At 61.7% G+C, this 13,805-nt stretch carries 13 protein-coding genes and 1 tRNA gene; 10 read left to right on the forward strand and 4 right to left on the reverse strand.

The annotated features are described in order from the left end of the window. Nucleotides 1–29: 29 nt before the first annotated feature. Together PI87_RS16285 and PI87_RS16290 are read right to left on the reverse strand one after the other, a co-directional pair. Nucleotides 30–1,553, reverse strand: coding sequence for a sensor histidine kinase (locus tag PI87_RS16285; protein ID WP_039598765.1), 1,524 nt, complete (start codon nucleotides 1,551–1,553; stop codon nucleotides 30–32). Continuing rightward, on the reverse strand, nucleotides 1,550–2,254 hold the full coding sequence (locus PI87_RS16290; RefSeq protein ID WP_039598766.1) for a response regulator: 705 nt from the start codon (nucleotides 2,252–2,254) through the stop codon (nucleotides 1,550–1,552). The genes PI87_RS16285 and PI87_RS16290 overlap by 4 nt, the downstream gene beginning before the upstream one ends. Before the next feature lie 107 nt (nucleotides 2,255–2,361). On the opposite strand from PI87_RS16290, the gene PI87_RS16295 reads away from it, so the two are divergent. Both PI87_RS16295 and PI87_RS16300 read left to right on the forward strand, forming a co-directional pair. After that, nucleotides 2,362–3,504: an ABC transporter substrate-binding protein gene (locus PI87_RS16295; protein ID WP_039598879.1), complete on the forward strand. Its 1,143-nt coding sequence runs from the start codon at nucleotides 2,362–2,364 to the stop codon at nucleotides 3,502–3,504. Nucleotides 3,505–3,839: 335 nt separating this feature from the next. Further along, entirely contained in the window at nucleotides 3,840–4,946 is a 1,107-nt protein-coding gene (locus PI87_RS16300; RefSeq protein WP_039598767.1) for a porin, read from the forward strand. Nucleotides 4,947–5,418: 472 nt separating this feature from the next. Here PI87_RS16300 and PI87_RS16305 read toward each other — a convergent pair whose 3' ends face one another. Further along, nucleotides 5,419–6,630 (reverse strand): Do family serine endopeptidase, encoded by a 1,212-nt coding sequence (locus PI87_RS16305; RefSeq protein WP_039598768.1) that lies wholly within the window; start codon nucleotides 6,628–6,630, stop codon nucleotides 5,419–5,421. Between the two features lie 19 nt (nucleotides 6,631–6,649). On the opposite strand from PI87_RS16305, the gene PI87_RS16310 reads away from it, so the two are divergent. Continuing rightward, nucleotides 6,650–7,396, forward strand: coding sequence for a Nif3-like dinuclear metal center hexameric protein (locus PI87_RS16310; protein ID WP_039598769.1), 747 nt, complete (start codon nucleotides 6,650–6,652; stop codon nucleotides 7,394–7,396). A 12-nt stretch (nucleotides 7,397–7,408) separates the two neighbouring features. Here PI87_RS16310 and mscL read toward each other — a convergent pair whose 3' ends face one another. After that, nucleotides 7,409–7,840 (reverse strand): large conductance mechanosensitive channel protein MscL, encoded by a 432-nt coding sequence (mscL, locus tag PI87_RS16315; RefSeq protein WP_039598770.1) that lies wholly within the window; start codon nucleotides 7,838–7,840, stop codon nucleotides 7,409–7,411. A 245-nt stretch (nucleotides 7,841–8,085) separates the two neighbouring features. Between mscL and petA the strand changes: the two genes are divergently transcribed. The 7 genes from petA (at nucleotide 8,086) to PI87_RS16350 (ending at nucleotide 13,553) form a co-directional block, all read left to right on the forward strand. Then, a complete protein-coding gene (petA, locus tag PI87_RS16320; RefSeq protein WP_039598771.1) occupies nucleotides 8,086–8,694 on the forward strand; it encodes a ubiquinol-cytochrome c reductase iron-sulfur subunit in 609 nt (202 codons plus the stop codon). Beyond that, on the forward strand, nucleotides 8,694–10,097 hold the full coding sequence (locus PI87_RS16325; protein WP_039598880.1) for a cytochrome b: 1,404 nt from the start codon (nucleotides 8,694–8,696) through the stop codon (nucleotides 10,095–10,097). The genes petA and PI87_RS16325 overlap by 1 nt, the downstream gene beginning before the upstream one ends. Before the next feature lie 37 nt (nucleotides 10,098–10,134). Then, nucleotides 10,135–10,878 (forward strand): cytochrome c1, encoded by a 744-nt coding sequence (locus PI87_RS16330; RefSeq protein WP_039598772.1) that lies wholly within the window; start codon nucleotides 10,135–10,137, stop codon nucleotides 10,876–10,878. Between the two features lie 149 nt (nucleotides 10,879–11,027). Then, nucleotides 11,028–11,639 (forward strand): glutathione S-transferase N-terminal domain-containing protein, encoded by a 612-nt coding sequence (locus PI87_RS16335; protein WP_004634649.1) that lies wholly within the window; start codon nucleotides 11,028–11,030, stop codon nucleotides 11,637–11,639. Nucleotides 11,640–11,712: 73 nt separating this feature from the next. Then, nucleotides 11,713–12,210: a ClpXP protease specificity-enhancing factor gene (locus PI87_RS16340; RefSeq protein ID WP_039598773.1), complete on the forward strand. Its 498-nt coding sequence runs from the start codon at nucleotides 11,713–11,715 to the stop codon at nucleotides 12,208–12,210. 29 nt (nucleotides 12,211–12,239) lie between these two features. Continuing rightward, a tRNA-Thr gene (locus tag PI87_RS16345) sits at nucleotides 12,240–12,315 on the forward strand. A gap of 152 nt (nucleotides 12,316–12,467) precedes the next feature. Beyond that, nucleotides 12,468–13,553 (forward strand): hypothetical protein, encoded by a 1,086-nt coding sequence (locus tag PI87_RS16350; RefSeq protein WP_039598774.1) that lies wholly within the window; start codon nucleotides 12,468–12,470, stop codon nucleotides 13,551–13,553. Nucleotides 13,554–13,805 lie beyond the last annotated feature (252 nt).

A 13,805-nucleotide genomic window follows, 5' to 3' on the forward strand; every position in this document is an offset into this window, starting at 1 on the left:
TATAGAAATCGCGCGCTTTCGCCACGCTTTCATTGAAGCTGCTGCGTTGCAGCATGCTCAGGAGACGCTGCGGATGCAGCAAGCGGCACGCGAATCCGCGCCGACAGACCCACGCCGCCATGCCCGTTTGGCTCACCATCGGCCAGCTCGATCTGCCCGCCGCTGCGCGCCGCATAGGCCCGCGCGATGGCCAGTCCCAGGCCGGAACCCTCAGCCGCATAGCGTGCATCCTTGGGCGCACTCTTGGGTTTACCCGCACGGCCACCGCCCTCATGTGCGCGGCGAAAGCGCTGAAATGCGTGTGCGCGTTCGTCGGCGCTCATGCCAGGGCCGGTGTCGTCCACGCAGACGAGCGCAGTGTCGCCATCGGCAATCGCCCGCACGGTGATGCGCCCAGCGGCCGGCGTGTAGCGGATCGCGTTGTGCACGAGATTGGAGAGGGCTTCCCGGAGAAAGGCGGGGTAGCCAGTGACGGGTAGTGTTGATGCGAGCCCCGCATCGTCCCATCCCAGGTCCTGCTGCTTCTCGCGTGCCAGCGGTAGCGCGTCGACTACCACGTCACGCGCCAGCTCGCCCAGGTCGAAGGTTTCGGCCGGCGCATCCTGCCCTGCGTGGCGCGCGCGGGCGAGTGCAAGCAACTGCGAGGTCAGCCGGTTGGTCGACTGCAATCGCGCGATGATGGCCGTGAGGCTTTCTCGCACGCGTGCAGGGTCGGTTTCGCGCAGCGCGTACTCGGCCTGTGTGAGCAGCACCGCCAGCGGCGTGCGCATCTGGTGCGATGCATCGGCGAGGAATTGGCTCTGGGCTTCGGCCAGCTCTGCGTAGCGATGGATGTGGTGGTTGATCGCCTCCACCAGCGGGCGTACCTCGGCGGGTACGTCAGCGGCGTCGAGCGGCCGCAAGTCGTCGGAGGCACGTACCGCGATGCTGCGCGCAAGGCGGTTCAGCGGACGCAGCGCCACCGTTACGCCCAGCCACAGCAGTGCCGCGCTCACCACCACCAGCGCTGCGTCGCGCAGCAGCGTGCCGCGCCAGACGGCCTGTTGCAAGGCGCGCCGCGTCTCGATGGTTTCGGCCACCTGGATCACGATGCGCGCCGGCAGTCCCGGCTGGTACAGCGGCTTGGCCACGGCCGCCACGCGCACTGGCTCACCGTGATACAGCGCGTCGTAGAAAAACTCGGTGTCGTTCTCCAGGCGCGTGGCGGGCAGCGGCAGGTCGTCATACCCGGTGAGCGCGGCCTCGGGCGCTTTGCCCGGTGCCGGCTCAAAGGCGACGCGGTAGTAGACGCTGCTCTGCGCAGTCGACTCGAACATCGACAGCGCCACATATGGCACGTTGACCTGCACCTGCCCGCGTTCGATCGTCACGCCATTCTCGATGGCGCGCACCGAGCCGAGCAGGGCACGGTCGTATGCGCGGTCAGTCGCGCTGCGCAGCGCCTGGTACGCCGTCACGATGTCGATCGCCAGCACGCCGATCAACCCGGGCAGCAGCAGCCACAGCAGCGTGAGCTTCAGGCTGCGCGGCAGCAGGGCAAGGCGTTGCGTCATGAGGCGGTGCTGTCGGTCGCGGTGCCGGTGTCGCTGGTGCCGGCTTCGAGCATGTAGCCGAGGCCCCGCACGGTGACGATCTGCACGCCCGTGCCCGCCAGCTTCTTGCGCAGCCGGTGCACGACCACTTCCACCGCGTCGGGGCTCGAATCGCTGTCGAGGTTGAAGACCTTGTCGAACAAGTGCACCTTGCCGATCGGCTGACCGGTCTTGTGCAGCAGCGCCGACAGCGCGGCATGTTCGCGCGGCGTGAGCGAGAGCGGTTCGCCCGAGAGCAGGAACGCCTTGCGCCCGGTGTCGAACTCCAGTGGCCCGCAGCGCAGGCGTGGGAACGCCCGGCCCCGGCTGCGGCGGATCAGCGCCATCAGTCGCGCTTCCAGCTCGGACAGCGCGAAGGGCTTGGTGAGGAAATCGTCCGCGCCCGCATTGAGGCCGCGCACGCGCTCATCCAGCGCACCCTGCGCCGTGAGGATCAGCACCGGTGTGCGGTCGTCGCGCGCACGCATGTCGGCCAGCACGGCAAAGCCGTCCTTGCGCGGCAAGCGCAGGTCCAGCACCACCGCATCAAATTCACCGGAGCCGAGGAATGCTTCTGCGATGACGCCATCCGCCGCGCGCTCGATCACGAAGCCGCTTTGCGCCAGCGCGCGCGCCAGCCACGCCGCCAATTCGTCCTCATCCTCCACCAGCAAGATCCGCATCGGGTGTCTCTCAATATCGTTCTGTGTGCTTTTTCATGATAATGCGTGGCGCCCTGATCCCGGCCACATCGCCGATCACACTGTCCAACCGATGCGGCCTGACCTGCATGTCGTCCATCCCAAATTCCCGTCGCCGCTGGCTGTGCCAGGCCGCCGCCCTCTTGGCTGCGGGCGGTGCCGTTTCGCTTGAGAGCCGCGCGCAATGGCTGGCCACGCCCGCGCCCGAACTGCCGTCGTACTACCCGCGTGACTACGGCGCGATGATCGACGCTGCCCGTCGTGAAGGCCGCGTCACGGTGTACTCGACGACGGACTTTGCCGCCGCGCACCCGCTCATCCGCGCATTCGAGGCACGCTACCCCGGCATCACAGTCGACTACCGCGAGCAGAACAGCGACGACATCTATCGACGCTTCCTCGCTGAACTCGCCGCCAAGTCACCCGGCGCCGACGTCGTGTGGAGCTCGGCGATGCCCGAGCAGTTCAAGCTCGTCAACGATGGTCACGCGCTGTCGTATGCGTCACCCGAGCGGCCGTACCTGCCGTCGTGGGCGATCTGGAAGAACGAGGCCTACGGCACGAGCTACGAGCCGGTCGTCTTCGTCTACAACGCGCGTCAATTGCCCGCCGATCTGGTGCCCTCCACGCACGCCGATTTCGCCCGCATCCTCAACAGCCACCGCGACTTGCTGCGCGGTCGCGTCGCTGCGTACGACATCGAGCACTCGGGCTCCGCCTTCCTGTTTGCGGCTGAAGATGCACGCACATCCCCCGTGTTCTGGGATGTTGCCAAGGCATTGGGTGGCGTCAACGTCAACCTGTACATCACCACGGCCGCCATGCTCGAGCGCGTGGCCTCGGGAGAAAGCCTGCTCGCCTACGACGTGATCGGCTCGTACGCCGCGCGCTACGCGGATCGCAATCCCGCGCTCGCCATCAAGATGCCGACCGACTACACGTTGGTCGCCACGCGCGTCGCGTTCATTGCCCGTCGCGCCGCTCGCCCCAATGCGGCGAAGCTCTGGCTCGACTTCATGCTTTCGCGTGATGGCCAGAGCGTCATGGCCGACCGTGCGTTCCTCTTCTCGCTGCGTCAGGACGTCGAGACCGGGCTGACCGCCAAGCGCCTGCTCGCTGAGCTGGGCAATACGCACCGGCCGATTCCAGTTGGACCGGGTTTACTCGCCCATCAAGATCAACTGCGTCGTGCCGATTTCCTGAAGCGATGGCGCGCCGCGCTCGGTCGCTAGATAAAGAGGCTCATTGATCTCTTTTGAGAGTGGCGTGGCGAGAAGGCGACAAATTCTGTCGACACCCGGGTGACAAAAATGGCGCATCGCCAGCCCCCGACAATTGCCCGCCAACCCCCGCGCCATCGCGCCAAAAGCCGGTCTTGACCCCTGTCGGAGGGGGGCTCTTGCGTGTTGCCCATGAGCAACAACTTGGCCGCAAATCGTGCTCCAGAGCCAGAAAGGGTTTCCGGAATCTGTCAACGCTGGCCCATAATGCGGTCAGACGTGAGGTATCTGCGTCGTCCATAAGGACAGTCAAGATTTCCCAATCAGTTGACAAGGAAAGTGTCGATATGAAGATGAAACTGTTTGCAGCTGCTGTTGCAGCTCTGGCCGCCGGTGGCGCCTATGCACAATCCTCCGTGACCCTGTACGGTGTGGTCGACGCTGGTCTGACCTACGCAAACAAGGTGCCGGGCGCAACCGCTGGTTCCAGCGGCTCGCGTATTGGCCTGGATTCGGGCGGCCTGTCGGGCTCGCGTTGGGGCCTGCGTGGCGTTGAAGACCTGGGCGGTGGCCTGAAGGGTATCTTCAACCTGGAAAGCGGCTTCAACATTGACACCGGCACGTCGGCTCAAGGTGGCCGTCTGTTCGGTCGTAACGCTTACGTCGGTCTGCAAGGCCAGTGGGGTCAGCTGACCCTGGGTCGTCAGCAAAACCTGCTGTACGACTTCTCGCTGATCTATGACCCGATGGCAATCGCCACGCGTTACTCGCTGGCTTCGCAAGACGCCTTCTTCTCGGGTCGTGCTGACAACGCCGTCAAGTACATCGGCACGTTCGGTGGCCTGAACGTCTCGGCTCTGTACTCGTTCAACAACAACGGCAACGAAGTTGCTGGTAGCAGCAAGACCGGCCGTGAGTGGAGCCTGGGTGCAAACTACGCTGGCGGCCCGCTGGGCATCGGCGCAGTGTATGACTCGACCAACTCGACGACCGTTGGTAGCGACAACAAGGAACAACGCGCCACGATCGCTGGCACGTACGCCTTCGGCCCGGCCAAGCTGTACGCTGGCTACCGTTGGTACAAGGCTAACTACGCAACCGTTGCTGGCAATGGCAACCTGCGTTCGAACCTGTACTGGGCAGGCCTGGGCTACCAAGCTACTCCGGCTCTGACGCTGACGGGTACGGCTTACTACCAACAGTTCAAGAACAGCGGTACGGGCAACCCGTGGCTGTTCGTGGTCGGCACCGACTACGCTCTGTCGAAGCGCACCGACGCTTACTTCAACCTGGCCTATGCTAAGAACAGCGGCGGTTCGGGTCTGGGCGTGATGGGCCTGAACGACGCTAGCTACGCTGGCACGACGCTGACGAGCGGCAGCCAAGTGTTCTCGGGTCCGAACAACAGCAACAACCAGTTCGGCGCTACCGTCGGCCTGCGTCACAAGTTCTAATTTGACGCGCTCGTAAGGGCGCATCGAATTAAACGGTTAAACGCCGATCCCGAAAGGGGTCGGCGTTTTTCTTTGTGCAGACGATTTGTGTGTGGCAAATGATTGGGCTGGGGCGCGCTGGCTGGGTTGTTGGTGGCTCTTCGCCGGCTATAGAGAAGGCTTCCGGGCGAACCGGTATGGGTTGGGCCGTCGTGCGTGAAGGCGTCGCTTGGTCGGTGCAGGCTTGAATTGATCGCCTTCGTTGGCTGCGGCTCCAGTCGTCAAAGGACGGTGATGCGCGCGTTATTGGGCAGTGCTTGGACGAGGGCCGTGCAGTCTGCGCTCCGAGCCGGTTGGGCTTTCCTGAGATGCGGTGGGTTGGTTGCGTATGGAGGAGGCTTTCGCCTTCCGTGTTACGCGGTATCCCCATCTGTCGGCACCAATGAAAAACGGCGGCACATCGGCCGCCGTTCGCATGCTGGGTTGCTTCCGCTTACTGCTCTTCTTCGTCTTGAGAGGGCATCGGCACGTTGCGTCGTGTCGGAGCAGGGCGCTTGCCGACAACAATCGTCAGCTCGACTGCCTTGCCTTTGCGCGACACCGCCACCTTGGCTTCCGCGCCAGGTTTGAGCTGAGCGATGCTGTTGAGTAGTGCAGTCGTGTCGGGAATCGGCTCACTGTTCACGCTGGTGAGGATGTCGCCAGGGCGCAGGCCTGCCCGATCAGCGGGCCCACCCTGGACCACTGCCGCAATCAGCGCGCCATCCTTGCGCGACAGACCGAACGACTCAGCAATTTCCGGCGTCACGTCCTGCGGCTCGACGCCGATCCAGCCGCGCACGACGCTGCCAGTCGAGATGATCGACTCCATTACTTGCTTGGCCAGTGACACCGGAATCGCGAAGCCAATCCCTAGCGAGCCACCCGAACGCGAATAGATGGCCGTATTGATGCCCAGCAGGTTGCCATCGGCGTCCACCAGCGCACCGCCCGAGTTGCCGGGGTTGATGGCCGCGTCGGTCTGAATGAAGTTCTCGAACGTGTTGATGCCCAGATGGCTGCGGCCCAGCGCCGAGACGATACCCATCGTTACCGTCTGACCCACGCCGAATGGGTTGCCGATGGCGAGCACCACATCGCCAACGCGCACGTTTTCCAGGCGGCCGAGCGTGATGGCTGGGAGATTGGGCAGGTTGATCTTGAGGACCGCTAGATCGGTTTCCGGGTCGGAGCCGACCACCTTGGCATTGGCTTTACGGCCATCGGTCAGGGCGACTTCGATCTCGTCGGCGCCGTCCACCACATGGTGGTTCGTTAGAATGTAGCCTTCCGAGCTGACAATCACGCCTGAGCCCAGGCTGGCCGTCGGCTCCTGGCGTTGCTCAGGGGCGCGGTCGCCGAAGAAGAAGCGGAACCACGGGTCCGAACTGGCCTGTGGGTTGTTGTTGCGCTTGGGGGCGTTCTTGCTGCTGAAGATGTTGACCACCGCCGGCATCGCCACCTTGGCGGCTTCCGCGTAGGAGTTGCTGGAGGTGCCGCCGTGGCCGATCGGCGCGACTTCCTTGAGCGCGACGATGGGCGAGCCCGACTGCACCGCGATCTTGCCGCGCTGCAGCCACTCGGGTTTGAGGGTGGCGATCACGAACCAGACGGCCAGCACGACTGTGACGGCCTGCGCAAAAAACAGCCAAAAGCGGCGCAACATAGGGCGAAATTGAGTCGAAATGGATCGAAAACAACTTGAATTGTACTTGAACGACCTATTGCAAGCGGCCCGTTTTCGGGACTATTGCCCTAACGGTCTGCAAGTGCAAGGTCGCGAAGACGTCACTCACATTGTGACGGGTGTTACCGCCAGTTTGGCTTTGATCGAAGCCGCCATTGATGCGGGTGCTGACGCCATCCTCGTGCATCACGGCTATTTCTGGAAGGGCGAGGACGCTCGCATCGTCGGTCAGAAGCATGCGCGCCTGAAGCAACTTCTGGCAAACGATCTGAATCTCTTTGCGTATCACTTGCCGCTGGATGCGCACCCCGAGTTCGGTAACAACGCCCGGTTGGGTGCATTGCTAGGTATCGAGCCCAAGGGCCGCTTTGGTGACGATGAGCTTGGCTGGATTGGTACGCTGCCCCAGGCGACCACGCTGGGTGCGTTTGCCGAGATGGTCGGGGCCCGATTAAATCGGGTGCCGCTGGTGCTGGGCGTTGCCGACCGGCCGGTGCGTACGGTCGGCTGGTGTACGGGTGGCGCGCAGGGTTGGTTCGAGGCGGCTGTCGCGGCTGGCGTGGACGTCTATCTGAGCGGCGAGGCGTCGGAGCAGACCACGCATCTGGCACGCGAATCTGGCGTGGCCTACATCGGGGCGGGCCACCATGCCACCGAACGTGGCGGTGTGCAGGCGCTCGGCAACCACCTCGCCGAGCGCTTTGGCGTGCGCCACACCTTCATCGATATTCCGAATCCGGTTTGACTCAGCACCTGTTTATTGCTTTTTCTGCAGGCTGTCGCGGATCTCGCGCAGCAGCACAACGTCTTCCGGCGTCACGGGCTCAGCGGCGGGCGGCTGGTTGGCTTCGGTCAGGCGCGTGATGGCGCGCACCATCAGGAACACGATGAATGCCAGGATCAGGAAGTTGACCGCCACGGTGATGAAGTTGCCGTAGGCGAAGACCGGCACGCCCGCCTTCTTCAGATCCGCCAGGGTTTGCGGCACGCCGGCGGGAGCATCCGCAAGCTGTACATACAGATTCGAGAAATCGAGCTTGCCGATGATGCGGCCGATCAGCGGCATGATCAGATCGTTGACCAGCGAATCCACGATTTTGCCGAATGCCGCGCCGATGATCACACCCACCGCGAGGTCCATCACGTTGCCGCGCATCGCGAATTTTTTGAAATCTTGCATCAGTGCCATCGGTTTTCTCCGGATTGTTTGATTCGACACAAACGGTCAAGCTGCTGATTGGTTGACCTGAATTGTTGAAAGCGAGTTTATAGGAGACACTCCGGAGCCGCGCCAGTATTGGGCTGGCGGGCAATCGGTGGGACAACTATATCCGCAAGCAACGTGCTCCGCGACCGCTATCGTCGGCTAGGTACGCTCGGGTATAATTTTTGGTCGACGCGAACCGATCTTGATTTCTCACCCTGGGGTCTTGAATGAGTGAGCAGCACAACGTGGACAAAGGGCGCCGTAATCTGTTGATTGCGACGTCCGTGGCAGGTGGTGTGGGAGGGGTTGCAGTCGCGGCCCCTTTCGTTTGTACCTTCGCACCATCTGAAAAAGCCCGCGCAGCGGGCGCGCCCGTAGAGGCGGATGTCAGCGACCTGGCCCCCGGCCAGATGAAGGTGGTGGAATGGCGCGGCAAGCCGGTCTGGCTGCTCAAGCGCACGCCCGAGATGCTGGAATCGCTCAAGAAGACCGACTCCGAAGTCGCCGACCCGAAGTCCGACGTGCCCTTCACCATGAAGACGCCGGACTACTGCAAGAACGAAACGCGCTCCCGTGCCGAACACAAGGACCTGCTGGTCGTGGTTGGCATCTGCTCCCATCTGGGGTGCTCTCCGTCTGGTCCTTTCCCTGCCGGCGCCAACGTGCAGCTCGCTGGCGATCCGGGCTTCGTCTGCCCGTGCCATGGCTCCACGTTTGACCTGGCAGGCCGTGTGTTCAAGAACAAGCCGGCGCCGCAGAACCTGGACGTTCCGCCGTTCATGTTCCTGTCGGACACGAAGCTGGTGATCGGTAAAGACGAGAAAGGAGAGGCTTGATCATGGCCGAGAAGAAGGTGGAGACAACCGGGCTGCTGGGCTGGATCGACGCACGCTTCCCGGCATCTGAGCTGTGGAAGGCGCATCTGTCGGAGTACTACGCGCCCAAGAATTTCAACTTCTGGTATTTCTTTGGCTCGCTGGCACTCCTGGTGCTGGTGATCCAGATCCTCACCGGTATCTTCCTGGTGATGAACTACAAGCCGGACGGCACGCTCAACGCCGCCGGCATCCCCGTCGCCTATGCGAGCGTGGAGTTCATCATGCGCGAGGTGCCGTGGGGCTGGCTGGTGCGCTACATGCACTCGACCGGTGCGTCGGCGTTCTTCGTCGTGGTCTACATGCATATGTTCCGCGGCATGCTGTACGGCTCGTATCGCAAGCCGCGCGAACTGGTCTGGATCTTCGGTTGCCTGATCTTCCTGTGTCTGATGGCTGAAGCCTTCATGGGCTATCTGCTGCCGTGGGGCCAGATGTCGTATTGGGGCGCGCAGGTGATCGTGAACCTGTTCTCCGCCATTCCGCTGATCGGCCCGGACCTGTCGCTGTGGATTCGCGGTGACTACGTGGTGTCGGATGCAACGCTGAACCGCTTCTTCTCGTTCCACGTCATCGCGGTGCCGCTGGTGCTGCTGGGCCTGGTGGTGGCGCACATTATCGCGCTGCACGAAGTGGGTTCGAACAACCCGGACGGCGTTGAGATCAAGGCCAAGAAAGACGAGCGTGGCATTCCGCTCGACGGCATTCCGTTCCACCCGTACTACTCGGTGCACGACATCGTGGGCGTGGCGGTGTTCCTGTTCATCTTCAGCGCGATCGTGTTCTTCGCGCCGGAAATGGGCGGCTATTTCCTGGAAGCCAACAACTTCATCCCGGCAGACTCGCTGAAGACGCCGCCGCACATCGCGCCGGTGTGGTACTTCACGCCGTTCTACTCGATGCTGCGCGCAACTACGTCGGACTTCCTGCCGATCCTGTGGGGCTTCCTGGCCATCATGCTGGGCCTGCTGTTCGTGCGCTCGAAGAGCATGAAGGTCAAGGGTGTGGCCGTGGCTGTGGCCGTGATTCTCGCGCTGGGCTTTGCCTTCATCGACGCCAAGTTCTGGGGCGTGGTGGTGATGGGCGGCTCGGTGGTGATCTTCTTCTTCCTGCCGTGGCTGGATCAATCGCCGGTCAAGTCGATCCGCTATCGTCCGGGCTTCCACATGGTGCTGTTGATCGTCTTCGTGATCACCTTTGCGGTGCTGGGCTACCTGGGCATCCAGCCGCCGAGCCCGATCGGTTCGATCATTTCGCAGATCGGCACCATTCTGTACTTCGCGTTCTTCCTCGCGATGCCGATCTGGAGCCGGATCGGAACGTTCAAGCCAGTGCCTGAACGCGTCACGTTCAAGCCGCACTGATAGAGCCCGCGCACAAGGACCCATGAAGGACACAAGAATGAAAAAGCTGCTTGCGATTTTCGCCTTGGCCGGTCTCGTGTTTGCCGCGCCTGTGATGGCCAATGAGGGTGGCGTGCCGCTCGATACGGCGCCCAATCAATCCAGTGATACCGCCGCGTTGCAGCGCGGTGCCCATCTGTTCGTCAACTACTGCCTGAACTGCCACGGCGCGAGCGCCATGCGGTACAACCGCCTGCGTGACATCGGCCTGTCCGAAGAACAGATCCAGAAGAACCTGCTGTTCACGTCGGACAAGGTCGGCGACCTGATGCACATCGCCATGTCGCGCGACGATGCCAAGAAGTGGTTTGGCGCCGTGCCGCCGGACCTGTCGGTGATCGCGCGTGCGCGCGGCAGCGACTGGCTCTACACCTACCTGCGCACGTTCTACCGTGACGACACGCGTCCGACTGGCTGGAACAACCTGGTGTTCGACAAGGTCGGCATGCCGCATGTGCTGTGGGAGTTGCAGGGCCAGCAAGTGCCGAAGTACGCCGAGGTGAAGTCTGAACACGGTGAGGCTGAGAAGAAGCTGGTCGGCTTTGAAGTAGCGGTTCCTGGCAAGATGAACAAGGTTGAATACGACCAAGCCGTAGCAGATCTGGTCACGTATCTGGACTGGATGGCGGAGCCCGCCGGTAACCTGCGCAAGCGTCTGGGCGTGTGGGTTTTGTTGTTCATTGGCGTGTTCTTTGTGCTCGCCTGGCGCCTGAATGCGGCCTATTGGAAGGACATCAAGTAAAATCCGTGTTTTCCGGGCAAGGGCTAGGCCGGTGAGAACTGGTCCTAGCCCTTTGCCTTTTGGCTTTTTGTGCCGCGGCGGTAGGGTTTGCTGCCGCGGTTGTACCGTCATCGGGCCGCCCCCGGCCCATGCGTCAAGGAACTACAACCATGATGGTCTTGTACTCGGGCACCACTTGCCCGTTCTCGCAGCGTTGCCGCCTCGTCCTGTTCGAAAAGGGCATGGATTTCGAGATTCGCGACGTCGATCTCTTCAACAAGCCGGAAGACATCGCGGTGATGAACCCGTATGGCCAGGTGCCTATCCTGGTCGAGCGTGATCTCATCCTGTACGAGTCGAACATCATCAACGAGTACATCGACGAGCGCTTCCCGCACCCGCAGCTGATGCCGGCCGACCCGGTGCAGCGCGCGCGTGCTCGCCTGTTCCTGTTCAACTTCGAAAAGGAACTCTTCACGCACGTGTCCGTGCTGGAGAACGAAAAGGGCAAGGCCGCTGAGAAAAATCACGAGAAGGCGCGTGCCGCCATCCGTGATCGCCTCACGCAACTCGCCCCGATCTTCCTGAAGAACAAGTACATGCTGGGCGAAGAGTTCTCGATGCTCGACGTGGCGATTGCGCCGCTGCTGTGGCGCCTGGACCACTACGGCATTGAAGTCTCGAAGAACGCCGCCCCGCTGATGAAATACGCTGAGCGTATCTTCAGCCGTCCGGCGTATATTGAGGCGCTGACCCCGTCGGAAAAGGTGATGCGCCGCTGATCGCCGCCGGGTTGCCGGTCACGCGCTGGGTTGAGCCCACGCGCGGCCGCACCCCACGGTTACGGATTTCATCATGCCGGAAACTTCGACCAAGCCCTATCTGATCCGGGCCATTTACGAATGGTGCACGGACAACGGTTTCACGCCGTATATCGCTGTCTTCGTCGACAACAGCACCAACGTGCCGCGCGAATTCGTCAAGAACGACGAGATCGTGCTGAACGTGAGCTTTGACGCGACCAGCCAGCTCGACATGGGCAACGAGTGGATTACGTTCAGCGCGCGCTTCTCGGGCGTGTCACGCAAGATCGAGGTGCCGGTCGAGAACGTGCTCGCGGTGTATGCACGCGAGAACGGGCAGGGTATGGCTTTCCCGGTTGAGCGCAGCACGCCGACCACGCAGGCCGCGACCGAGCGCGAGAACAATCCGCCGCCCAAACTGGCTGCAGTGGACTCCGAATCGGCCCCCGCGCCTGTTGTCGCCGAGGCTGATGCGGGCCCCGACGACGAACCGACACCACCGAATGTGCCAAGAATTGGTGGTAAGCCCGCACTGAAGGTCGTCAAGTAACGCGTGTTAGGTTAGAATCGCGTTTCTTTGCCGGCTTAGCTCATCTGGTAGAGCAGTTGATTTGTAATCATCAGGTGGCGGGTTCGAGTCCTGCAGCCGGCACCAATAAAATCAAGGGGTTACGTGAATTTTTCGCGTAACCCCTTGTTCATTTCCGGGGCCGTGTAACTCGCGTGTAACCGGATTTACTCCTACTCGATCCATCTCGGCCCGTGGTTTGGGGTAGCCGAGTGGCTGGTCGGCAAATACGGAAACTGATGATGCGGCTGCAACCCAATCGCTTCGATACACAAAGAGCGGAACACGTCGTGTTGCCGTTGCAGCGGTACATCTCTTTGCCCGAGCTGATCGAATGGATTGGTACGTTCGATGTCGAGATTCCTAACGACGTCGAGCAGACGATTTCTGCATTCGGCCTGAAGTGGGATGCGTCATTGGCTCCACAGGAACAGGCAAGAGCCATGCTGTTTCCGCCCGAGCCGAAATTAGCCAATCTTTTCAGGCGAGGAACCGCGGCGACGCTCCTTTTTCGCGAGCTATCTGAACGCGAGAGCGAGGGGCCGGTTTGGCACAATTGGCTGATCACAGGCAGTGCAGTGCGGCTGCGGACGGAGGAGCGCGATCGGGCGATGTCCATGTTGGGACAGACGGTGCAAGATACCCGGCAAATTTTTTGGGCGGTTTTGAATGGCCAGCGCCCATTCGACCCGGCGATATCGGGGCGTTATCCGGTGGCGATGGGCCGGCCAGAGCGTGAGTGGTTTGACGCTCTTGTGTTTGAGACGAAAGAAGTCTTTGCGTTGCTCTACCCCGATCTGATCGTTTCCGGCGCAAGACCTCAATTGCCGCAGCAGGGGGCTTGCGCCGAGGGGGTGATGCCACCGGGCGCCCCCAAGCGACAATCTGCGCATCCAGGCGGGCTGGATGAGAAAAAACTAATGAAGCAGATCAAAGAGTACGGATTCATTCCTCGCTTACTGGCCGAGGACAATCAGCCGCGATATCTCACTTCAGGCGATATTGCCAAGTGTTTCGCTAAATGCCTCGGCAAGGGGCAGGATGAATGGGCCACGATGTTAGGTGACCCGCATGCCTGGCTCGCGCCAGCGAGGATGTCCAATTTCCCAAAGGGGACAGAGGCGTGGTGGCATCCGGTGATGATTGGCTGCATGCTGGCCCAAGGTGTGCCTGTAATGATCCCAAGTGGGGATACGAAGAAGAAACGTCTCCGGCCGACAAATTTGCTGACTCTAAACGGAGTGTTCGACGCCAACGCTGAACTAGCTGATTGGCGCGCCATGTGGGCCCGTGAGTCTGAAACCCTTCGAAACCTCCTCTCGTAACCCATAGTTCTGCGCATCGGGACGTCTTGCCGCGTGTCGGCAAGTGGGCCTGAAGACCCTTTGGTACCTACTTCTTACGGTAACTCGATGCATTAAGCCGCACCGGCTACGGTGATTCTCGATGAGCCTCGTTGTTACACGAGGCTTTCGCCTCCGGTGATCTGGCTCAAAAATCACCGTAGATCACGCTTGCTCCAAGTCGTCCCCTCTTGATCGATCTACAACAAGGGTGGCGGCTTCACGAAATTGTTC

Source organism: Ralstonia sp. A12 (assembly GCF_000801955.1).
Taxonomy (GTDB): domain Bacteria; phylum Pseudomonadota; class Gammaproteobacteria; order Burkholderiales; family Burkholderiaceae; genus Ralstonia.